The following is a 21,561-nucleotide window of genomic DNA, read 5'->3' on the forward strand; positions in this document are numbered from 1 at the left end:
AAATGTATGGATCGCATTATTCAATCACCAGGTAAGTATATTCAGGGCGCCGACGTCATCACGCGTCTTGGCGATTACTTAACGCCAATGGCCAACAGCTGGCTGGTCGTCGGCGACAAGTTTGTGCTGGGATTTGCTGAAGAGAAACTGCGCAAAAGCCTGGCCGGCGCGGGGCTGTCTGTCGAAATCGCCCCGTTTGGCGGCGAATGTTCGCAAAACGAAATCAACCGTCTGCAGGATGTGGCGAATAGCGCCAAATGCAGCGCCATTTTAGGCATCGGCGGCGGGAAAACGCTGGATACCGCCAAAGCGCTGGCCCACTTTATGAATCTGCCGGTCGCCATTGTACCCACCATCGCTTCCACCGATGCCCCTTGCAGCGCGCTCTCCGTGCTCTATACCGATGACGGCGAATTTGATCGCTACCTGATGCTGCCGCATAACCCAAACATGGTTATCGTCGACACCAAAATTGTCGCCGGTGCCCCAGCCCGTCTGCTGGCTGCCGGGATTGGCGATGCGCTGGCCACCTGGTTTGAAGCTCGCGCTTGCTCGCGCAGCGGAGCCACCACCATGGCCGGAGGTCAATGCACTCAGGCCGCGCTGGCACTCGCCGAATTGTGCTACAACACGCTGATTGAAGAAGGTGAAAAAGCGATGCTCGCCGCCGAGCAGCACGTGGTCACCCCAGCGCTGGAGCGGGTTATCGAGGCTAACACCTACCTTAGCGGCGTCGGCTTTGAAAGCGGCGGTCTGGCGGCGGCGCATGCTATTCACAACGGCATGACGGCAATCCCGGACGCACACCACTTCTATCACGGCGAAAAAGTCGCGTTTGGCACGCTGACCCAGCTGGTTCTGGAAAACGCTTCGGTGGATGAGATTGAAACCGTTGCCGCACTGTGCCACAGCGTTGGCTTGCCGATTACCCTGGCACAGCTGGATATCAAAGAGGATATCCCGGCGAAAATGCGTCTGGTGGCGGAAGCCGCCTGCGCGGAAGGCGAGACCATTCACAACATGCCTGGCGGCGCCGATCCTGACCGCGTTTACGCGGCGCTGCTGGTTGCCGACCAGTATGGGCAGCGTTTCCTGCACGAGTGGGAGTAATTTTCCCTCACCGAACGCCACAAACAAAAATCCCCGCGTAAGCGGGGATTTTTTTATCTCGTTTTAACCCTTACAGCAGGTCAAAACGATCCAGGTTCATCACTTTCACCCAAGCCGCCACGAAGTCTTTCACAAACTTCTCTTTCGCATCGCTGGAAGCATAAACTTCCGCCAGCGCGCGCAGTACGGCGTTGGAGCCGAAGACCAGGTCAGCACGGGTGGCGGTGTATTTCACTTCACCACTGGCGCGATCGCGGCCTTCGAACAGTTCTGAAGAGGCATCGGTCGCTTTCCACTCGGTGCGCATATCCAGCAGATTGCTAAAGAAATCGGTGCTGAGTACGCCCACGTTGTCGGTCAGAACACCGTGCTGGCTTTCATCAAAGTTCGCGCCCAGCACGCGCAGGCCGCCTACCAGCACCGTCATTTCCGGTGCAGTCAGCGTCAGCAGCTGTGCTTTATCAATCAGCAGAGATTCAGTCGTCGCTTCGCCCGGTGCTGCACGATAGTTACGGAAACCATCGGCAATCGGTTTGAGCAGCTCAAACATCTCGATATCCGTCTGATCCTGGCGCGCATCTACGCGGCCCGGAGCAAATGGCACCTTGATGTTCACACCAGCCGCCTGCGCCGCCTTCTCGACGCCAACAACGCCTGCCAGCACGATAATATCGGCCAGCGACGCTTTGTGCGCCGACTTATAGATGCCTTCCAGCACCGGCAGAACGCGTGCCGCCGTGGCGTTAACGTCCCAGCCTCTCTGCGGAGCCAGCGCCAGACGTGCACCGTTCGCGCCGCCGCGTTTGTCACCGCCGCGGAAGGTGGAAGCCGAAGCCCAGGCCACGGAAACCAGCTCACTCACGGTCAGGCCAGAAGCCGCAATCTCAGCCTTCAGGCTTTCGATATCATCAGCGGATGGCTGGAAGAACGGATGCGGCAGCGGATCCTGCCAAATCAGATCTTCTTTTGGTACTTCCGGGCCGATGTAGCGCGCTTTTGGCCCCATATCACGGTGGGTCAGTTTGAACCACGCGCGGGCAAAAGCTTCGTTAAAGGCCTGCGGGTCGTTAAGGAAACGACGAGAAATCTTCTCGAAGTCCGGATCGAAGCGCAGCGTCAGGTCAGTCACCAACATGGTTGGTTTACGTTTTTTCGACGGGTCGAACGGGTCTGGGATCAGGTCCGGTGCATCCACCGCTTCAAACTGGATTGCGCCAGCCGGGCTGCGGGTCTGCACCCATTCGTATTTGAACAGGTTCTCGAAGAAGTAGTTGCTCCACTGGGTTGGCGTCTGTGTCCAGACCACTTCCAGACCGGACGTAATCGCGTCCGCGCCAGCGCCGCTGCCGAAGCTGTTTGCCCAGCCAAGGCCCTGCGATTCAATTGGCGCAGCTTCCGGGTCGGCCCCGACGTGCGTAGCTTCCGCCGCGCCGTGAGTTTTACCCAGCGTATGACCACCGGCGATCAGCGCCACGGTCTCTTCGTCGTCCATCCCCATGTTACCGAAGGTGGCGCGAATCGCCGCCGCCGCTGACAGCGGTTCACCGCTGGCATTTGGTCCTTCCGGGTTCACATAAATGAGGCCCATTTCTGTCGCGGCCAGCGGACGTTTCGCCAGCTCTTCTGGGTCACGGTGCGCCAGCCAGGCTTTTTCATCACCCCAGTTGACGTCCAGATCCGGTTCCCACACATCTTCACGACCGGCACCGAAGCCGAAGGTACGGAAGCCGGAGTTTTCCAGCGCCACGTTACCCGCGAGGATATACAGGTCAGCCCAGGAAATTTTCTGGCCGTATTTTTGTTTGATTGGCCACAGCAGACGGCGCGCCTTATCCAGGCTCACGTTGTCTGGCCAGGAGTTCAGCGGGGCGAAACGTTGCTGACCACGGCCAGCGCCACCACGACCGTCCAGTGAACGGTAGGTGCCCGCACCGTGCCATGCCATGCGGATAAACAGCCCTACGTAGCTGCCCCAGTCGGCTGGCCACCAGGATTGAGAATCGGTTAGCAGCGCGCGGATATCACCTTTTAACGCGGAGTAGTCCAGTTTGCTGAATTCTTTGCGGTAATCGAAATCCTCGCCCAGCGGGTTGGATCGATTGGAATGCTGATTAAGAAGATCAACGCGGAGCTGCTTCGGCCACCAGTCTTTGCTACTGGTGCCTGCGCCTGCGCTCTGATCGTGTCCACCACCGTGGTGGAAAGGACATTTACCTGCGTTCTGGGTATCGTCTGGCGTGCTCATCACTATGCTCCCTTACAGTATTTATCATTAAGATATACACCCATGCTGATAAGTTATAGCTGAAATGACCCACGGATTTGATAGTTAATTCCTCTTATTTTTCCCTTGTCAGAGAGGAATTTCTGCGCAGGTCAGCTTTATCCTTACATATTGCGCGGTAATCTACTGTGATCGATAGGGAAAATTAATAATAACCCATGAAAAATGTAAGGAATTACTTAATCCTCAGCGGGTACTGCGTAGCTGAGAAGTCCGCTTTTTAAGGCTGACAATCGCTAATGCGCAGACAATCAGCACAATACCGCAGCTTTCCAGGCTGCCTGGCTTTTCACCCAATAGCCACCAGGAAAACAGTACGCCAAAGACCGGTACGGCCAGCGTACTCAGACTAGCAATGCTAGCGGGAAGATTACGCAGAACATACAGCCAGAGACTCCAGGCCAATGCCGTTGCCAGGATAGCGCTATAGCCCAACGCCCAGAAGACGCCCGGCTGCCAGTCGATAGGTCGTTGCGGTACCAGTAGCGCCACCACGCTCATCACCAGCGCAGCATAGAGCATCTGCCAACTGGTCAGCGCCAGCAGATCGAGCCCTGGGTGGCGCTGATACAGACGTTTAGCGACAATCGCGCTCGCACCCCAGCTGATACCGGAGAGAATCGCCAGCAGTGCACTTTTCAGCGAGGTCAGGTCGAGCTGCCACGGTTGCATCACCAGACATAGCCCCACCGCCGCTACGCCGATAGCGCCATATTGCAACCGACGCATGCGTTCGCCGAGAAACAGCGCCGCCAGAATGACTACCCAAAACGGCATGGTGTAGGTGAGAATGGCGACTTTGCCCGCACCGCCGCTCATCAGCGCCCACTGGGCGAGCCCAATCATGCCGCAGGTTTGCAGTAAGGCGATAACCAGCGTGTAGCCAAAGGGCGTAGGTCGCATACCGCGATCGCGAAGAAATAACACGATAAACAGCAAAATCGCGCCAAAAATGCAGCGAAGTGCCGTGAAATCGAAGGCGCCAATGTAAAGCGTCACCTGTTTCATCGCAATCCAGCTGTAGCTCCAGATAAGCGTCAGCGCGAGCAGGCCGACAAGCGCCAGCGGATTGCTTTTCCCTTCGGTAGACATGGTGGGTCCGTAACAGTGATGTGATGACCGTTACTATACTGCGCAAAAGCCCTGTCTAAACAGGGCTTTTATCTCGAACAGCCCGCCGCGGGCTGCTTGATGTGATTCGCAAGAGAAAGCGTTAACACCTTCTGCTTACAGGTTACGCCGGGCGCACGCCCAGCGTATGGCAGATGGCGTAGCTCATCTCTGCACGATTCAGGGTGTAGAAGTGGAAGTCCTTCACCCCTTCACGGCTGAGAATTTTCACCATATCCATGGCGATATTCGCGCCCACCAGCTTGCGGGTTTCAGCATCATCATCCAGACCGTTGAACATCTGCGACATCCAGGAAGGAATGCGCACGTTGGTCATGTCGGCAAATTTCTTCGCCTGTTTGAAGTTCGATACCGGCAAAATACCAGGGATAATTTCCACGTCGATACCGGCGGTTACGCAGCGGTCGCGAAAACGCAGGTAGCTTTCGACATCGAAGAAGAACTGGGTGATCGCGCGGTTAGCCCCGGCGTCCACTTTACGTTTCAGGTTAAGCAGGTCGGCCTGAGCGCTTTTCGCTTCCGGGTGCACTTCCGGATAAGCGGCAACGGAGATATCAAAATCCGCGACGTCTTTTAGCAGCGTCACCAGGTCGGCAGCATACATGTCCGGCTTGCCGCTGCCCGGCGGCAGGTCACCGCGCAGGGCCACAATGTGGCGAATGCCATTGTTCCAGTAGTCCTGGGCGATAGCACGCAGTTCATCACGGCTGGCGTCAATGCAGGTCAGGTGCGGCACGGCTTCCAGACCGGTACGGTCTTTAATGCCTTTAATAATGCTGTGCGTACGGTCGCGTTCACCGGAGTTTGCCCCGTAGGTCACCGAAACAAACTTCGGCTTCAGGCTGCTTAGGCGATCGATAGAGTTCCACAGGGTTTGCTCCATTTCACTGGTGCGCGGCGGGAAAAACTCAAAGGAAACGTTAATCTGCCCAACTTCGGCCAGACTCTGGTTCAGCGCTTCCCGCTGGTTGGCGTGAAAAAAGCTCATACCTTACCTCATCAATCGCGTGTCATTATTGTTGTGTTGTAAACATCCATCCGTTTAGACGTCTGGATGTAAAAATGCCGCAAAAGGAGACAGGCGTCAATAGAAAGATCGGTTTAAAAAGTGAGTAATACTCAGCGAAGGTGAAATTAATTCATCTGGCGCCGCAGAGTCTCTACTCTGCGGCGAACAAGTTAGCTACTTCACATCCTTCACGCGCATGCCGTGGAGTTGCTCATCGGTCAGCGTATTTCCCGCTTTGAAGTAATCGACAACGGCATTAGAGACGTCATAGCCCCCCGTGATGTTGCGCGTGCTGCCTTCAGCAAAGGCGGCGAAGCCATCGCCACCATCAGCAAGGAAGCTGTTAGTGGCAATGCGATATACCGCAGCATCATCAATGGCTTTACCGTTAAGCTTCAGCAGAGTCACCCGCTGCCCAACGGGTTTAGAGCTGTCGTATTGCATCTCCAGACCTGCAGATACCTGCAATACCCCGTTGCTTAAGCCTGCGCCATGCTCCATCAAACTACGAAGCTGCTTGCCGGTCAAATCCATCGTTACCAGATCGTTAGGGAATGGGAAGGTGCTGATAATGTCACCCATCGTCACCACACCAGCCGGGATCTCATTGCGAATCCCGCCGGAGTTGGTTAGCGCTAACTGGGTTTCTTTACCTGCGGCAATCTTCAGCGCATCCGCCGCCAGATTTCCCAATGAAGATGATTCGCCGTAGGCACGGGTCAGTTCAACGGGTATCTGAGCAACCTTCTGCTGCACCAGTTGATCGAGCTTTTTATTCCAGCCATCAATGGCCTGTTTGGTTTGTGGGTCAGGTTTCCACTCATCAGCAAAAATTGTCTTCAGTTCAAAGTGCTTCACCATGAATTGATGCGGCTTCTCTTTGTAATCCAGAACCAGTTTGCCGACATCAATTCCACCACTGTCAGTCGATAAGATCAGCGTATTGCCGACTTTAATCGGCTCTGGCGTACCAACGTGCGCATGGCCGGTAATCAAGATATCCAGCCCTTTAACCTTGCTCGCCGTCTGGATATCTTTATCCAGCGCTCGACGAACATCGGTATTTCCAAGGCTGGACTGACGCGCCGGAACCCCTTCATGAATCAGCGCTACGGTCAGATCCACTTTACCTTTTAACTCGTCGATATAGTGCTGCAACCACTTAACCTCATCGCGCGCTTCAATACCGACGCGCATCGCCGCGGACACCGTATCATCAAAGGCAAACACGCCATGCAGGCCAATAACGCCAATCTTAATCCCGTCTTTTTCGATGATGGTGTAGGGCTTATCCCAGAACATTTTGTTGCTGTTCTGATAGAAAATATTGCCCTGTACAATCGGGAACTTCGCCTGGCTCAACTGGAGCAACGTGTTATCCCAGCCATGATCGAATTCATGGTTCCCCATGGTGACCGCATCAAACGACATGGTGTTCATGATGTCGATAATCGCCTTGCCCTTGGTCATGCTGCTGATATAAGGCCCGGTAAAATAGTCTCCCGCATCAAAAAACCATGTTGCCTTGTTTTTGGCTTTCTCCTGCTTCACCAGAGTGGTGATATTCGCCCAGCCGCCAATATCACGCTTGCCGTCGGCAATCCATGGCACTTTATAAGGCTCCACGTGAGCATGGAGATCGTTGGTATAAATAAGCGTGACGTCTTTCGCACAGACCCAGAATGGCAGCGTTAACAGGACGCTGGCCGCAATCATTTTTAATTTCATAATCAATCCCTTTCAGTCATATGAGGAATGGCTAAATTACGTTCTGAAAGGTTTTTTTATGTGAGAGCAATCACAGCGGTGGGTGATAGTGGCAGAGCAGAATCAACGACCTGCTGAAATCGTTGGTGGCGCGATGCTCTCTCTATTCACGATTAATACCTGCAAAACGTTTGGTTGCCGTAATTTGGGGCAACCCACGTCACCGGACTATCGCTGGCCAGACTATCGACTAGGTTATCCGGCGCTGCACTGTCAGGCATGTGGCAGCTATCCACCGCTGTTCAACGACACTGAGTTTCGCGGCTGGGCTTCCGCGTATCTGTCGGGGCATGCCCTGAAATACGGCCACTTTTGCCCGGATTGCTATCATGCCGAAGTGATTCGCTACGGCCATAATCCCGGAGGTAACCAGCGACTCCAGTGCCAGTACTGCAAAAAGGTGTGGACACCGAAGCAGCAGCCTCTCGAGAATATCGCTGCACCAGAGGCTATTTGCAGCGTTCCGCTGATCGTCCCCTTCCAGGGAGCGAGGGCGGCACAGAATCTTTACTTTTTACTCAGTTTTGATGCCATTCGCGGCAATATTATCCATATTTCCAGTAACTTTACGCCACATTCCGCTGGTGCATCGCTGCACTATCGCTGGCAGGGCTTATCACCTGCCTTCCATAAACAGCGCGATGTCATGCAACGCGTTGCACAAAATGAACGTCAATTCTTTCAACGCAGCCAGTTTGATGAAGTCCAGTACGGGGCATCATCTCTAAAGCGCAACGTCCGCGGGATGATTCTTCGCCCCGTGATTACAGCACACGGCCATTTTCGCGTGCTTAAAATACGCTTTCCTAATGTCAGGACCCATATCGTTGCTCATGAATGTTTCTTACGTGGTGCGGTAATCACCGTATGGTCCGAGCAATTTCGCCAGCGCCAGGGATCGCTTTGGTTTGTTGAAGAAGATATCCATGACGAGCAGGAAACCCGCAACTGGCGGCTACAGGGGAAAACCTTCCTGGGATGGTGGCAAAACCCGTGGCAGCATTGGGAGCAAGGCCAGAACCATAAAATGATCTGCTCGCTAACCGATACCCATTTAGACAACGGGTCTCAAGTTAACCTGAATGCCAGCCGGTTTTTCCTAAGCTGGCTTCAACAGCAGGAAACATTCCAGCAAAGTGCCCGCTTTTGCGCTGGCCGCGTGACTCGCAATATTCAGGCGCTAGCTCGGGACTATAATGCCCACCTGAAGTAATCAAAGCCGCTTACCCACACTGTTTCTGTGAATTCAAAATTGCGATGTGCATCGCATATTTCTCATACACCGCACGCCGAAAACAAAATTCTATTGCAGACGTTAATGGGTTGTTTCACGATAAGTAGAACGTTCTACTAAAACGTTATACTCACTATAAACAGGGTTAAGAAAAGCACGCACGCAGAGGCGGCTATTCGGGGGAAATCAGTATGAGTCTGATATCGAGTGTTATTAAATCGCTTTCTAAACTGTCGATGATTGGTCGCGCGCTGATGCTGCCGATCTCGCTGCTGCCGGCGGCCGGTCTGCTGTTGGCGTTCGGGGATAAATTCCATCTGCCGCTGATGATGAACGCAGGCGGGATTATTTTCGACAACCTGCCGATGCTGTTCGCTATCGGTTCCGCGGTTGGGCTGGCTTCTGAGTCTGGTATCGCGGCACTGTCGGCGGCCGTTTCGGTCTTTGTCACCAACATCACCATCAGTACGGTTCTCAGCATTACCCCTGAAATGGCGGGGCAAGGCGGGAAATACGCGATGGTGGTCGGTATTCCAACTCTGCAGATGGGCGTCTTTGGCGGCCTGATCTGCGGTATCCTTGCCGCCTGGTGCTATAACCGCTTCCATAAAATGCAGCTGCCAGAGTTCCTCGGCTTCTTCTCCGGCAAGCGTTTCGTCGCCATCGCCACCGCCCTGCTGTCGTTTATCCTCGGGCTGATTCTGCCGTACATCTGGCAGCATATTCAGGCGGGGATCGACGCACTGTCGGTGATTATCAACGGCGATAATCAGGCCGCGTCGACCTTTATCTTCGGCCTGGTAGAACGCGCGCTGATCCCGCTAGGGCTGCACCATATCTGGTACCCGTCGTTCTGGTACTCGTTTGGCGATTACACCACCCACGCAGGCCAGGTCATTCATGGCGACCAGACTATCTGGTTCAAAATGCTGGAAGAGGGTGTGAAATCCTTCAGCAGCGACACCTACCAGGATGCCGGCAAGTTCATGCAGGGCGAATTCCCGCTGATGCTGTTCGCGCTGCCGGCAGCGTGTCTGGCGATGTACCACGAAGCGCATACCAAGAATAAGAAAATCGCCGCCGGTATTCTGTTCTCCGCCGCGCTGACCTGCTTCCTGACCGGGATCACCGAGCCGGTGGAGTTCACCTTTATCTTCGTGGCACCGATTCTCTACGTCTTTAACGCCATCATGGCCGGTCTCTCCTACATGGTGATGTACCTGCTGCATGCGCACATCGCCAAGTCGTTCTCCGCCGGGCTTATCGACTACATCTCGTTCGGTATCCTGCCGTCGTTTAACGGTTATCAGACCAACTTCCTCAACGCCATTATCGTTGGCGTGCCGATGGGGCTGATTTACTACTTCACCTTCCGCTTTGTGATTCGCCGTTTCGACGTCAAAACGCCGGGCCGCACGGAAACCACGGTGACCGCCAACGATAAAAGCGACACCGAGCTGGCCACCGATATCATCGGCCTGCTGGGCGGCGAGCAAAATATCGCCTCCGTGGGTTCCTGCATCACGCGACTGCGTCTTGAGGTTGAAGACAAAAAGGCGGTGGATAAGGACGGTTTGAATAATATCGGCGCACGCGGTGTTGTTTTCGTCGGCGATAACGGTATTCAGGTGATATTTGGCGCGCGAGCGCAATTTATCGCGCAAACCATGTCGACGATGATTGGCAAATAATCATAAGATTGTCAGCGGTTGGAGGTTCCCGTCCCTGATGGGAACCTTCTTGTTTTTTGTGGATTAGCGGTCTGCTCAGGGAGCGATTTTGAAGAAAGTCAGCATTATTGATGTCGCAAAAAAGGCGGGCGTCTCGGTCTCTACCGTGTCGCTGGTGCTTCGCCAGAAAGGCAAAATCTCCGATGCGACTATCGAAAAAGTGCAGGCTGCCATCAATGAGCTGGGCTATGTTCACAACATTGCCGCCGCTAACCTTCGCGCCAACACCTCCAATCTTATTGGCCTGATTTTAAGAGACTTTAGCGACAGCTTCTCCATCAAAGTGATGGCGAGCATTGTTCAGGAGCTGGAGTCACAGGGCTTTATGGTTTTTCTTGGTCAGCCGCTCAACGAACATGAACATCTTGAGCGCTGCCTGCTGTCGTTTAAGCAGCAGGGCGTCGCCGGGGTTATTTATCTGGCATCGGATGTAAACCGCGACACGCTTCCCGCGCAAATACGCCAGTGCCCGCTGCCGTTAGTGGTAGTGTCACAATCGCCAATCAAAGAAGCCTGCAACCTGGTGCTGCGCGATAACCAACAGGCGGCAAGCCTGGCCACGCGCTATCTTATTGAACGCGGACATCGTTACATCGCCTATCTCGGCGGGCAGAACAACAACCTGATTCGCCAGCAGCGACTGGAGGGTTTTCGCAACACCCTCACCCGCTACGGCATTACACCGCGTGAAGAATTTACCCCGGCTTGCGGCGATGATACACACGCCGCCAGTATCGCCACGCGCCAGCTGCTGGAAAACAATAACGCCATCACCGCTGTGTTGTGCCACTCGCCGGATGCAATGATCGGCTGTATTGATGGGATTCATAAAGTGGGTCGCACCGTGGGGAAAGACGTGTTTCTGACTCAGCAGGTGGCGCTGATTGGCTTTGAGGACATGATGCACATCAACCTCACGTCACCTGCGTTTAGCTATGTCTCCTCGGCCAGCGAAGAGACCGGCCGCCAGGCGGCGACGCTGATTATCCGCAAACTCAAAGAGCCGACGCTGCAAAGCCAGTCCATCACGCTATCCGGCCAATTAGTGGCGCGCGAATCGGCTTAAAGCCGTTCGGCCAGCCCGCGCAATCGCGCCTCATTTTCTGCCAGCATCACCAACCCTGAACGCACGTTAAGCGTGTCGTCGCTGAGCGGCCGAAAAACCACGCCCTGCCGCTGTATCGCGGCAAATGACGCCGGAAACAGGCTCAATCCATCACCACGGGCAATGCGCGCCAGCAGGATGTCATGCTCCAGCGGCTCTTCAATACAGCCTGGCGCGTAGCCCGCGCGACGGAAAATATCCCGCGTATAGTCAAAAAAGGCGGGGTTCCGCTCACGCTTAAACCAAAACAGCGGCCGCGCATTCAGTTCGCTAAGCGCCAGCGCCCCAACCTCGGCCTCCGGCCAGTGAGCAGGCAATGCGGCAATCAGCGGCTCCTGTAGAGCACATGGGATGACGGAAAGCCCCTCAGTCTCTAGCGGCAACGCCACCAGCGCGACGTCCAGTTTCCCGCGGCGGACCTGGCGCACCAGCTCCGGCGAACCGTGGCGCACAATACTTAACGCTTCAAATCGGGCTTCAAGATGCCTTTCCAGTTCACTAAACACGCCCTGCTCAAAGGCCGTGGTCAACCCCAAACGCAGCGACTGTGTGCCAGTTTGCGCAAGCCTGCCGAGCGCGGCGTAGGTTTTATCCTGCTGCGCCAGCAGCGGACGGACGATCGCCAGCACCCGCTGCCCTTCCTCGGTCAGGGTCAATCCTTTGGTATGGCGAACAAATAGCGTCAGCCCCAGCCGCTCTTCAAGCTGGCGGATGTGGCGGCTGAGCGGAGGCTGCGACATAAACAGTCGCTGCGCCGCGCGGCTCATGTTGTTCTCTTCCGCCACCACCGCAAAGTAGCGCAGCAGGCGAATATCGAGAGAGTGAAGTGCGGAAGTCGTCATACCAAAAAGGTATCACGGAATCGGTATTATCCAAATCAATCTGCACGCCCTATCCTCACGCCATACCCCTATCAACGAGGAACGAACAATGCCTTCAGAACGCTTTATTACCGGTCAGAAAATGCTGCAACAGGTTGATGGCAAAGGGGGCGATGCAGTCCTGGACAGCCTAAAAGATATTGCCCCGGATTTTGCTCGCTATCTGCTGGAGTTTCCGTTTGGTGATATTTACGCGCGTCCAGGTCTGGACCTACGCAGCCGTGAAATTGCCACCGTCGCCGCGCTCACCGCGATGGGCACCGCTGCGCCTCAACTCAAGGTGCATATTGCCGCCGCGCTGCACGTGGGGTTAACCCAGGAGGAGATTATCGAAGTGATTATGCAAATGGCGGTTTACGCCGGATTCCCAGCCGCCTTGAACGGGCTGTTTGCGGCGAAAGAGGTGTTTGCCAAGCAGTAGAAAGCGCTTATCCGGCCTACGGATGATGTGCAGGCCGGATAAGAAGAGGAAGATTACAGCAGCTGCGCCAGACGGTTGATATCCGACTGAATAGCCCCAGCGGTCACATCGCGACCGGCACCTGGACCACGAATAACCAACGGGTTATCGCGATACCAGCGGCTTTCGATAGCAAACACGTTATCGCACGGCAGTAATGCCGCCAGCGGATGCTCCTGGCGCACCGCTTCCACGCCAACACGCGCTTTGCCGTTGGCGTCAAAACGCGCCACGTAGCGCAGCACCAGCCCCATTTCCTGGGCCGCTTCCAGACGCTGGAGCATTTGCTCGTTCAGCTCATCCCCATTTTCAAAGAAATGATCAATGGAGCCATCTTCACAGTGCGCAGGAACCAGCGACTCAACGCGCACCTGATCCGGCTCGATGTCGTAGCCCGCTTCGCGCGCCAGAATCACCAGCTTACGCATCACGTCTTTACCGGAAAGGTCAACGCGCGGGTCCGGTTCGGTTAACCCCTGCTGCCACGCCTGATCGACCAAATCGGTGAACGGCACGCTGCCATCAAACTGCAGGAACAGCCAGGAAAGCGTACCGGAGAAAATACCGCTGATGGCCAGAATGCTATCGCCGCTGTCGATAAGATCGCGCACGGTATGGTTCACCGGCAGGCCTGCACCGACGGTGGCGTTATACAGCCAGTGGCGGCCCGTTTTTTCAAACGCGTCGTGAATCTGACGGTATTTATCGCTGCTGCTGGCCCCGGCCAGTTTGTTGGCGCTGATTACGTGGAAACCATGGCTGGCGAAATCCAGATACTGATCGGCCAGCTGTTCGCTGGCGGTAATATCCAGCACCACTAAATCGTCATACGGGTGGGCGCGCATCCACAGGAATAATGATTCTTCATCCTGTTCAACCGCCTCGTCGTCGAAGAAGGCCAGCGCACGGCTGGCATCAAGCCCTTCGTAGCTCAACAGGCTGCGGCGGCTATCCACCACGCCTGCCAGCACAAACTCAAATCCGGTGCGGGCAGAGAGCGTGCCCTGCTCGCGAGCAAACAGTTCCAGCCAGCGGGAACCGATATTGCCTTTGCCAAACAGCACCAGACCAATACGTTTTTCCGCGCGGAACAGCGACTGGTGCAGCCCCTGAATCAGGCTTTCGGTTGGGCCAGCGCGCAACACGGCGACCAGGCTGATGCCCTCTTCCGACTGCCAGGTGAACTCAACCGGTTGACCTTTCAGCTGCTGCCAGAAACGGTGGCAGTGCAGCGGGTTACGGGTGACGCCCGCCCCAACCATCGCCACCAGCGCCAGCCCCTGACGCAGGCGTAGTTCGCCCGGTAGACCGGCTTCATCAAGAATTTTCAGCGCGCTGTCGGCAACTTCCGAGGTGTAGCAGAACTGCAGCAACTGGTGATCGGCATGAACGCCCACCGCCAGCGGGCGGATCTGCGCACGCTTAAGTAACTGGTCAATTTCTTTGTACGCCAGCTTAAAGTCCTGGCTGGCGGGAACACGAAACTCAATCAGGCAGACGTCGTCATGGCTGGTGACGATGCGTGCGCCGGTACCGGAGGCCAGCACGCGTTCAATGCGCGTTGAACCTTGATCCGGCGTGTAGCTACAGCGTAATTGCAGGTCGATGTCGCTACCGGAAACCGGCTGCAGCGTACGGGTGTGCAGTACCGGTGCCGCCAGACGTGCCAGCTCGCTGGCCTCGTCCAGACGCAGCAACGGCAGCAGACAGGCATCTTTCACTTTACGCGGGTCGGCGCTGTAGACACCGGCGACGTCGCTCCAGATGGTCACGCGGGAAACACCCGCCAGCGCACCGATTTGCGTTGCCGAATAGTCAGAACCGTTACGCCCCAGCAGTACGGTCTCACCCGCGTTACTGCGGCTGATAAAACCGGTGACCACCAGACGTTTACCCGGATGTTGAGCCAGCAGTTGTTGCAACAGCGGGTAAGACAAACCTTCGTCGACCTGCGGCTGGGCGCTGCGTTCTGCGCGTAAGAAGGCGCGCGCGTCGAGCCAGGCGGCGTCAATATTTTGCAGCTTCAGGACTTCCGCCATCAGACGCGCCGACCACACTTCACCGTGGCCGACGACTTCCGCATATACCGCATCATTGACGCCCGCATCCAACAGCCCGGCCAAACGCTCCAGGTCGTGGATAAAATCGGCAATCATGCCGTCAGCAATGTCTGCCGGTAACAGGCCGCTAATCAGATCCGACTGATAGCGGCGCAGCGCCTGCTGAACCTGATGCGCAGAGAGGCGATCGGTCTGGCTGAGCTTCAGCCAGTTGATCAGCTGGTTGGTGGTGCTACCGGCGGCGGAAACCACCATCATATCGCCGGGCTGCGAGTACTCGGCCATAATACCGGCAACGCGCAGGTAACACTTCACATCCGCCAGACTACTCCCACCAAATTTATGCAGCTGACGCTCTTTCGCCCCTGCCTGCGCAATCACACTCATGTTTACCCCTCGGCTGCGATCCGGAATCCATTTTCCAGATCGGCAATTAAGTCTTCACTATCTTCAATACCGGTTGAGATACGCAATAGCGTCTCAGAAATACCTGCGGCGGCGCGCGCTTCTGGCGCCATACCGGCATGCGTCATGGTGGCCGCATGAGAGATCAGGCTCTCAACGCCGCCCAGCGATTCTGCCAGCGTGAACAGCGACAGCCCGCTCAGGAAACGACGCAATGTTTGCTCATCGCCACCCAGCTCAAAGCTCAACATCGCACCAAAACCCTTCTGCTGACGCGCGGCAATTTCATGCCCCTGGTTTTCCGGCAGAGAAGGATGATACAGCTTTTTCACCAGCGGCTGTGTTTTCAGGAAGTCGACAATCGCATAAGCGTTACGTTGCGCCACTTCCATACGTGGAGAGAGCGTACGCAGGCCGCGCAGCAACAGGTAGCTGTCGAACGCGCTGCCGGTGACGCCGATATTATTCGCCCACCATGCCAGTTCTGTGACGGTATCCGGATCTTTTGCAATCACCACGCCTGCGACCACGTCGGAGTGGCCGTTCAGATATTTGGTGCAGGAGTGCAGCACCAGGTCAGCGCCTAACGCCAGCGGATTTTGCAGCGCCGGACTCAGGAAGGTGTTATCCACCACGCTCACCGCACCGGCCTCGCGTGCCAGCCCGCAGATTTTAGCGATATCGACCACGCGCAGCAGCGGGTTGCTTGGACTTTCGACTAACACCAGCTTTGGTTTTTCCGCCAGTGCCGCTTTCAGCGCCGCGTCGTTGCCCTGATCGACAAACAGCACGCGATAGCAGCCACGTTTTGCCAGGCTGTCAAACAGACGGTAGCTGCCGCCGTAGCAGTCATGCGGTGCCACCAGCAGGTCGCCCGGTTTCAGGAATACGGTAGTCACCAGATGAATCGCCGACATCCCCGTATTGGTCATCACGGCGCCTGCGCCCCCTTCCAGCTCGGCCAGCGCCCGCTGAACGACATCGCGCGTCGGGTTCCCGCGACGAGAGTAATCATGCGCACGCGGTTCATTAAAACCGGTAAAATTGTAGGTGCTGGAAAGGTGGATAGGCGGGACAACACAACCATACTGCTCGTCGTCATTTAAACCGCTACGCACTGCTATGGTGGCCTGTTTACGGGTCATGAGGATTCGTTCCTGGCAAGGTCTGTGAAAAGTCAGACCCCAGAGTAAACATAGTTTACATAGCCGTCAATACATCTAGACTTCTAAACTTCTTTGCGTATAGATTGAGCTATTGGCAAATAGCCGTTAAAATTATATGCATTAGCGCACATCTGCGAAGGCTTAACTCGTGCCAGAACGGGGCCTGTACGGTAAACTGCGCGCGATCATGGTCGTGAACCGGCCTGTTAACTAATGACTAGAGGATTAAAGGTATCTCATGGCTGAATGGAGCGGCGAATATATCAGCCCATACGCTGAGCACGGTAAGAAGAGTGAGCAAGTAAAAAAAATTACGGTTTCCATTCCTCTGAAGGTGTTGAAGATCCTCACCGATGAACGCACGCGTCGTCAGGTCAACAACCTGCGCCACGCCACCAACAGCGAATTGCTGTGTGAAGCGTTCCTGCATGCTTTTACCGGTCAACCGTTGCCTAACGATGAAGACCTGCGTAAAGAGCGCAGCGATGAAATTCCAGAAGCAGCGAAATTGATTATGCGTGAGCTGGGGATTGACCCGGAGACGTGGGAATATTAATCCCATAAAAGCCGGGAAGCGCCTGCGTTTCCCGGCTTTTTCGTTTTCAGGGTGAGTTTATTTTTATCTCATATTCCGGTAGCAACTGGACTGCGCCACCACATCACCCAATACCCAAATATTCATCGCTGTTGTTCCTCGTTATTTATCCAAAGGCCAGTAGCCGCCAGAATTCAACGTTGCGACGCCATTGTTGGCAAATACGCAGAGCTGACGCTGATCGTCTTGCGGATAGATACGGCTGCTCAAGCAAGCATCACCGTCATTAACAAAGACCTCAACGGAAGAGCGGTCGATAAAAATCCGCAATGAAAGACGATCGGCGGCAGGCAGCGGCACGCTGCGGCTCCCCTCCAGCATCAGTTGAGCGTAGCGGCGATCCAGAACCAGTCGTTGCGCCTGTGCATCAACATAGATTCGTAAGCCATCCCCCAGCGCGATACCGTAGCATTCAGCGCTTGCGTTGCCGGTATCCCATACCAGTTCCAGCTCAATGGCCTCTGCATCGTCGAGAATCGGCGCAGATTGGTTCTTTAAATGCTGCGCCAGTAACGGATAGTAGCTGCCGCGTAGCGCCGCCACTTCTTCCGCGGGCGTCATTCTCAAACGGTTGTCGGTCCCCAGGCGAATTTCACGCGGCAAAGAGAGCATTCCCGCCCAGCCATCGCGTTGCTCCGGCATCGGCGATTCCCACATATCCAGCCAACCTATAACAATCCGTCGACCATCCGGCGTCAGGAAACTCTGCGGCGCATAGAAATCATGGCCGTGATCCATTTCGATAAATTCACCGTCAGGCACAAACGGCTGCCCTGGCTGCCAGTCGCCAACCAAATAGCCGCTCTGGAAAAGATTGCGATTGCGGTAGCCCTCCGCCGCCATTCCCTGCGGCGAGAACATCAACACCCGTTTGCCGTCGAGCATGAAGAAGTCCGGGCATTCCCACATAAAGCCCATTCCCTCTTTTGCTTCGGCGAGGATCCCTTCATCCCGCCACTCCCGGAGATCGTGCGAACGATACAGACGGACCTGGCCGGTATCGCCAACTCGTGAACCGACAACCAGGTACCAATCATCCCCCTCGTGCCAGACCTTCGGATCGCGGAAGTGGTGCAAACCCGCCGGGGTATCAATGATCTGCCCCTGGCGTTCAAAGTGAATGCCGTCCCGGCTGGTCGCCAGGCACTGCACCTGATAGAGGTTGTCATCACTGCTGGGATCGCCATGAAATTTATGCCCGGTGTAGATTAGCGCGAGCGTATCGCCATCCACGACCGCTGAACCGGAAAAGCAGCCGTCTTTATCCTCAGGCCCTTCCGGCGCGAGCGCCACCGGCAGATGTTCCCAGTGCACCAGATCCTGGCTGCGGGCATGCCCCCAGTGCATCGGCCCCCATTTTGTTGAGTAGGGATGATGCTGATAAAACGCGTGATACCAGCCATCGAACCAGACCAGACCATTGGGATCATTCATCCATCCGGCCCGGGGCGCGAGGTGATAGCGCGGATACCACCGCGGATTCAGCGCCTCACGTCGGGTCTGCAGTTCCTGTTCAGCTTTGGCAATTGAGAAGGTCATAGTCATTACTCTTTATTCAGACAACCGAAGATTGCGGCAGGAGCGAGCCGGAGGCTGGCTTGCTGGCGCGTAAGAGGAAAATGGAGATAAAGGTGGTGCAGAACACCAGCGCCCCCATGAACAGATAGGATTCGGCAAAGCCATATTTTTCATAGCTATAGCCCGCAAGCGGCGACAGCACGGTGGCAATCACCGAACTGGTGCAGGCAAACCCCACCAGATACAGCGTGGAAGAGAGTCGCTTATCGAAATGGGCGCTGTTGTATTTGAAAATGGAAACCAGCAGCACCGGCAGTTCAACGCCGTGCAGCAGTTTGGTTATCGAGATAAGCACCGGCCCTTCCACCAGCCCGGAGGCCACCATCCGCAGCGCCATCACCATGCCGGCGAAAATCAGCCCATTTTTGGCGCCAATCCGATTAACCAGCCACGGCGCACAGAACATTCCCGCCGCTTCCAGGAATACCTGGAATGAGTTGAGGTAGCCATACATGGCATTGCCTTCCTGCAGCGTCGGGAACTGAGAGGAGAAATAAACGGGGAATTGCTGATCGTAAACGCTATAAATACAGGTACCGACCACGAAAAATACCAGCGCCCAAAAACGCGGCAACACCAGCAGACGCAGCGCGTCTTCCAGCTTCACTTTGCCGCCAGACTCTTCGGCGACCCGACTTTGTTCATCGCTTGTCACGCGCAAGCGCACCATCAACAAGAAGAAAACCAGCCCTGAGCAGGTCGCTACCGCGAAGTTAAGCTTGGGGTTGATATTGAAGAGCAGGCCGGCAAAAAAGGTAGCGACGGCCCACCCCAGCGAGCCCCACATCCGCGCTTTACCAAACTCAAAGTGGGTCTGTCGCGCAACGCGCTCGGTGTACGACTCCAGCACGCCGATCCCGCCGTTGAAGGTCAACCCGATATAGATGCCGCCAAAAATACTGCCGAGCAGGATATTTTGTTTGAGCAGATAGCCAAAGAGCAGAAACGCAGGCCCCGAGAGAATCAGCAAAACGGTGATGTACCAGAGCAGATTTTTACGCAGGCCCAGCCGGTCCTGGATGAAGCCGTAACAAATTTGGGCAAACAGCGCTGACACCGACAACACGGCATAAATAATCCCGGTATCGCCGGGTTTCAGCCCTACCTCCTGATGAAGCCAGATAGACAGCAGCGAGCCGGAAGAGGACCAGGTGACAAAAAAGAAAAACAGCAAAGCACTGAGTATCAGGTAACTGCGGGGTTGATGTTCTTTCATCATGGCTATCTCATCGTGGATTAACGCCACAATGGTAACGTTAACAAAAAACATAACTCATGCGATTTTGCTGCGATATCCGATGTTAATCACAAAAGTTAACGTTAACATAATAAAAGTAAGATCATGATCAACTATTTGATACCATGCCAACGGCATAGAGTGCGCTAGAATAGCGCGCTATCCTTTAACATCAGTGAGTTAGTTGTTTAGCGGCAACGGTGGAGTAAAAAAATGGCATCCTTGAAAGATGTGGCAAAGTTGGCAAACGTCTCCCTGATGACGGTTTCCCGCGCCCTGAACAGCCCGGAGCAGCTTAAGCCGGAAACGCTGGCGCGCGTTCAGTCTGCCATTGCCCAAACTAATTACGTCCCCGATCTATCGGCAAAAAAAATTCGCGGCGCGCACGACACGGCAAAAACCATCGGTGTGCTGGCGTTAGATACGGTGACTACGCCTTTCTCGGTCGAGATTACGCTTTCCATAGAGGAAACGGCGCGGGCCCACGGCTGGAACAGCTTCGTAGTGAACATGTTTTCTGACGATAGCCCGGAAGCGATTGTCGACCTGCTGCTGTCGCACCGTCCCGGCGGGATTATTTATACCACCATGGGGCTTCGGCAAGTACCGGTGCCAGCCAAACTCCTGACTCTGCCGTGCGTTTTGGCAAACTGTGAAAGTCTGCACCACCCGATTGCGAGCTATATCCCGGACGATGAACAAGGGCAGTATGAGGCGGTTACTGGCCTGCTGGCAGCGGGATACACTCGCCCGCTGTGTCTGCATTTACCACAAAATCATCTGGCGACCATCCGCCGCCGCCGTGGCCTGGAACGCGCCTGTCGGCAAGCAGGCATTAACCCTGATGCACTGACGCATGTCTATATGGAATATGGTGACGAACACTATCGCGATATTCCCGCCCGTGTTCTGGAACAAATCGTTCAGGGTAAACCGCTGTTTGACTCGATTATCTGCGGCAACGATCGCATCGCGTTTATGGTTTATCAGACGCTGCTGGCACAGGGGCTAAGGATCCCCGAGGACGTGGCCGTGCTCGGCTACGACAATATGGTGGGAATTGGCAATCTATTCCTGCCGCCGCTGTCTACGGTGCAGCTCCCTCACTATGAGATTGGCCGACTGAGCGCCCTGCACATCATCAACGGTGACAGCCATCGGGATACTATTCGCGTTAACAGCCCGTGGCTGCCCGGAGAATCGATATAAAAAAACCGCTTGGTTAAGCGGTTTTTTTGAAATTTTTCAGCGTATTAGAAACGCGTTACTTCTGGATGCAGCTCAGACATAGAGATCAGGTAGGAAACAAAAACATTTTTGATTGCAGTCAGCATAGTCACACCTTTACCCATGATTACTTTAAGGTCATTTGATGGGCAAATAATAAGCTTATCTGGGAAACTGCGCAATATTTTTGTGATGAAGATCACGAAAAATAGTTGGTGAGACAAAATTCAGATACAAAAAAAGCGCCCTGAGGCGCTTTTTTCGCTTGGCAACTTACTTGCTGCCTGGGATGCTGAAACGCTTGTTGAAGCGGTCAACACGGCCACCGGTAGCAACGTCACGCTGCTTGCCAGTGTAGAACGGGTGGCATTTACCGCACACGTCCAGGTTCAGGTCGTGACCTACGGTAGAGCGGATTTTCATGATGTTACCGCAAGAGCAAGATGCAGTAATTTCTTCGTATTTAGGATGGATATCTTTTTTCATGGGGAAAACCTCGGTTAAGGCCGCGTCGCTCTTCCAGCCCTAACGCCAGACACCACGCGATGTTAATGTAGTATATTTCCTGATGCCAAAATGCAT

Annotated in this window: 17 protein-coding genes; 7 read left to right on the forward strand and 10 right to left on the reverse strand. The window is 55.0% G+C overall.

Annotated elements, in window-relative coordinates; translation table 11 throughout:
- The first annotated feature begins 6 nt into the window (after positions 1-6).
- Positions 7-1,110 (forward strand): bifunctional L-1,2-propanediol dehydrogenase/glycerol dehydrogenase, encoded by a 1,104-nt coding sequence (gldA, locus tag LZ634_RS18490; protein WP_234507829.1) that lies wholly within the window; start codon positions 7-9, stop codon positions 1,108-1,110.
- 70 nt (positions 1,111-1,180) lie between these two features.
- Here gldA and katG read toward each other — a convergent pair whose 3' ends face one another.
- From katG to LZ634_RS18510, 4 genes are all read right to left on the reverse strand, one after another.
- Entirely contained in the window at positions 1,181-3,355 is a 2,175-nt protein-coding gene (katG, locus tag LZ634_RS18495) for a catalase/peroxidase HPI (RefSeq protein ID WP_234507831.1), read from the reverse strand.
- A gap of 225 nt (positions 3,356-3,580) precedes the next feature.
- On the reverse strand, positions 3,581-4,486 hold the full coding sequence (locus LZ634_RS18500) for a DMT family transporter (RefSeq protein ID WP_234507833.1): 906 nt from the start codon (positions 4,484-4,486) through the stop codon (positions 3,581-3,583).
- Positions 4,487-4,628: 142 nt separating this feature from the next.
- A complete protein-coding gene (gene metF / locus LZ634_RS18505) occupies positions 4,629-5,513 on the reverse strand; it encodes a methylenetetrahydrofolate reductase (protein WP_166517128.1) in 885 nt (294 codons plus the stop codon).
- Between the two features lie 195 nt (positions 5,514-5,708).
- Entirely contained in the window at positions 5,709-7,262 is a 1,554-nt protein-coding gene (locus LZ634_RS18510) for a bifunctional metallophosphatase/5'-nucleotidase (RefSeq protein WP_234507835.1), read from the reverse strand.
- 133 nt (positions 7,263-7,395) lie between these two features.
- Between LZ634_RS18510 and LZ634_RS18515 the strand changes: the two genes are divergently transcribed.
- The 3 genes from LZ634_RS18515 (at position 7,396) to malI (ending at position 11,331) form a co-directional block, all read left to right on the forward strand.
- Positions 7,396-8,514, forward strand: coding sequence for a cytoplasmic protein (locus tag LZ634_RS18515; protein ID WP_234507995.1), 1,119 nt, complete (start codon positions 7,396-7,398; stop codon positions 8,512-8,514).
- A gap of 212 nt (positions 8,515-8,726) precedes the next feature.
- Positions 8,727-10,226: a PTS transporter subunit EIIC gene (locus LZ634_RS18520; protein ID WP_234507837.1), complete on the forward strand. Its 1,500-nt coding sequence runs from the start codon at positions 8,727-8,729 to the stop codon at positions 10,224-10,226.
- Between the two features lie 88 nt (positions 10,227-10,314).
- The gene (gene malI, locus LZ634_RS18525; RefSeq protein WP_234507839.1) at positions 10,315-11,331 is read left to right on the forward strand and encodes a Mal regulon transcriptional regulator MalI; all 1,017 of its coding nucleotides are present in this window, start codon (positions 10,315-10,317) and stop codon (positions 11,329-11,331) included.
- Here malI and LZ634_RS18530 read toward each other — a convergent pair.
- Positions 11,328-12,212, reverse strand: a complete 885-nt coding sequence (locus LZ634_RS18530; RefSeq protein WP_234507841.1) for a LysR family transcriptional regulator — start codon at positions 12,210-12,212, stop codon at positions 11,328-11,330. The genes malI and LZ634_RS18530 overlap by 4 nt on opposite strands.
- A gap of 88 nt (positions 12,213-12,300) precedes the next feature.
- Here LZ634_RS18530 and LZ634_RS18535 point away from each other — a divergent pair, with 88 nt between their 5' ends.
- On the forward strand, positions 12,301-12,672 hold the full coding sequence (locus LZ634_RS18535) for a carboxymuconolactone decarboxylase family protein (RefSeq protein WP_234507843.1): 372 nt from the start codon (positions 12,301-12,303) through the stop codon (positions 12,670-12,672).
- A 53-nt stretch (positions 12,673-12,725) separates the two neighbouring features.
- Here LZ634_RS18535 and LZ634_RS18540 read toward each other — a convergent pair whose 3' ends face one another.
- A complete protein-coding gene (locus LZ634_RS18540; RefSeq protein WP_234507845.1) occupies positions 12,726-15,158 on the reverse strand; it encodes a bifunctional aspartate kinase/homoserine dehydrogenase II in 2,433 nt (810 codons plus the stop codon).
- A gap of 2 nt (positions 15,159-15,160) precedes the next feature.
- Entirely contained in the window at positions 15,161-16,321 is a 1,161-nt protein-coding gene (metB, locus tag LZ634_RS18545) for a cystathionine gamma-synthase (protein WP_234507847.1), read from the reverse strand.
- A gap of 259 nt (positions 16,322-16,580) precedes the next feature.
- Between metB and metJ the strand changes: the two genes are divergently transcribed.
- Positions 16,581-16,898, forward strand: a complete 318-nt coding sequence (gene metJ, locus LZ634_RS18550) for a met regulon transcriptional regulator MetJ (protein ID WP_052284227.1) — start codon at positions 16,581-16,583, stop codon at positions 16,896-16,898.
- A gap of 141 nt (positions 16,899-17,039) precedes the next feature.
- Here metJ and LZ634_RS18555 read toward each other — a convergent pair whose 3' ends face one another.
- Positions 17,040-18,476 (reverse strand): glycoside hydrolase family 32 protein, encoded by a 1,437-nt coding sequence (locus tag LZ634_RS18555; protein ID WP_234507849.1) that lies wholly within the window; start codon positions 18,474-18,476, stop codon positions 17,040-17,042.
- A 16-nt stretch (positions 18,477-18,492) separates the two neighbouring features.
- A complete protein-coding gene (locus LZ634_RS18560; protein WP_234507852.1) occupies positions 18,493-19,734 on the reverse strand; it encodes an MFS transporter in 1,242 nt (413 codons plus the stop codon).
- 231 nt (positions 19,735-19,965) lie between these two features.
- Between LZ634_RS18560 and LZ634_RS18570 the strand changes: the two genes are divergently transcribed.
- Positions 19,966-20,961: a LacI family DNA-binding transcriptional regulator gene (locus LZ634_RS18570; RefSeq protein WP_234507853.1), complete on the forward strand. Its 996-nt coding sequence runs from the start codon at positions 19,966-19,968 to the stop codon at positions 20,959-20,961.
- 291 nt (positions 20,962-21,252) lie between these two features.
- Here LZ634_RS18570 and rpmE read toward each other — a convergent pair whose 3' ends face one another.
- Positions 21,253-21,465, reverse strand: coding sequence for a 50S ribosomal protein L31 (gene rpmE, locus LZ634_RS18575; RefSeq protein WP_234507856.1), 213 nt, complete (start codon positions 21,463-21,465; stop codon positions 21,253-21,255).
- Positions 21,466-21,561 lie beyond the last annotated feature (96 nt).

Origin of the sequence: Kluyvera intermedia (genome assembly GCF_021440345.1) — a bacterium.
Classification (GTDB): domain Bacteria; phylum Pseudomonadota; class Gammaproteobacteria; order Enterobacterales; family Enterobacteriaceae; genus Kluyvera; species Kluyvera intermedia_A.

Bases quoted from the DNA above. Each gene is read 5' to 3' on its own strand.
- gldA (WP_234507829.1), top strand. From the start codon at position 7: ATGGATCGCATTATTCAATCACCAGGTAAGTATATTCAGGGCGCCGAC.
- katG (WP_234507831.1), bottom strand. From the start codon at position 3,355: ATGAGCACGCCAGACGATACCCAGAACGCAGGTAAATGTCCTTTCCAC.
- LZ634_RS18500 (WP_234507833.1), bottom strand. From the start codon at position 4,486: ATGTCTACCGAAGGGAAAAGCAATCCGCTGGCGCTTGTCGGCCTGCTC.
- metF (WP_166517128.1), bottom strand. From the start codon at position 5,513: ATGAGCTTTTTTCACGCCAACCAGCGGGAAGCGCTGAACCAGAGTCTG.
- LZ634_RS18510 (WP_234507835.1), bottom strand. From the start codon at position 7,262: ATGAAATTAAAAATGATTGCGGCCAGCGTCCTGTTAACGCTGCCATTC.
- LZ634_RS18515 (WP_234507995.1), top strand. From the start codon at position 7,396: ATGCTCTCTCTATTCACGATTAATACCTGCAAAACGTTTGGTTGCCGT.
- LZ634_RS18520 (WP_234507837.1), top strand. From the start codon at position 8,727: ATGAGTCTGATATCGAGTGTTATTAAATCGCTTTCTAAACTGTCGATG.
- LZ634_RS18530 (WP_234507841.1), bottom strand. From the start codon at position 12,212: ATGACGACTTCCGCACTTCACTCTCTCGATATTCGCCTGCTGCGCTAC.
- LZ634_RS18535 (WP_234507843.1), top strand. From the start codon at position 12,301: ATGCCTTCAGAACGCTTTATTACCGGTCAGAAAATGCTGCAACAGGTT.
- LZ634_RS18540 (WP_234507845.1), bottom strand. From the start codon at position 15,158: ATGAGTGTGATTGCGCAGGCAGGGGCGAAAGAGCGTCAGCTGCATAAA.
- metB (WP_234507847.1), bottom strand. From the start codon at position 16,321: ATGACCCGTAAACAGGCCACCATAGCAGTGCGTAGCGGTTTAAATGAC.
- metJ (WP_052284227.1), top strand. From the start codon at position 16,581: ATGGCTGAATGGAGCGGCGAATATATCAGCCCATACGCTGAGCACGGT.
- LZ634_RS18555 (WP_234507849.1), bottom strand. From the start codon at position 18,476: ATGACCTTCTCAATTGCCAAAGCTGAACAGGAACTGCAGACCCGACGT.
- LZ634_RS18560 (WP_234507852.1), bottom strand. From the start codon at position 19,734: ATGATGAAAGAACATCAACCCCGCAGTTACCTGATACTCAGTGCTTTG.
- LZ634_RS18570 (WP_234507853.1), top strand. From the start codon at position 19,966: ATGGCATCCTTGAAAGATGTGGCAAAGTTGGCAAACGTCTCCCTGATG.
- rpmE (WP_234507856.1), bottom strand. From the start codon at position 21,465: ATGAAAAAAGATATCCATCCTAAATACGAAGAAATTACTGCATCTTGC.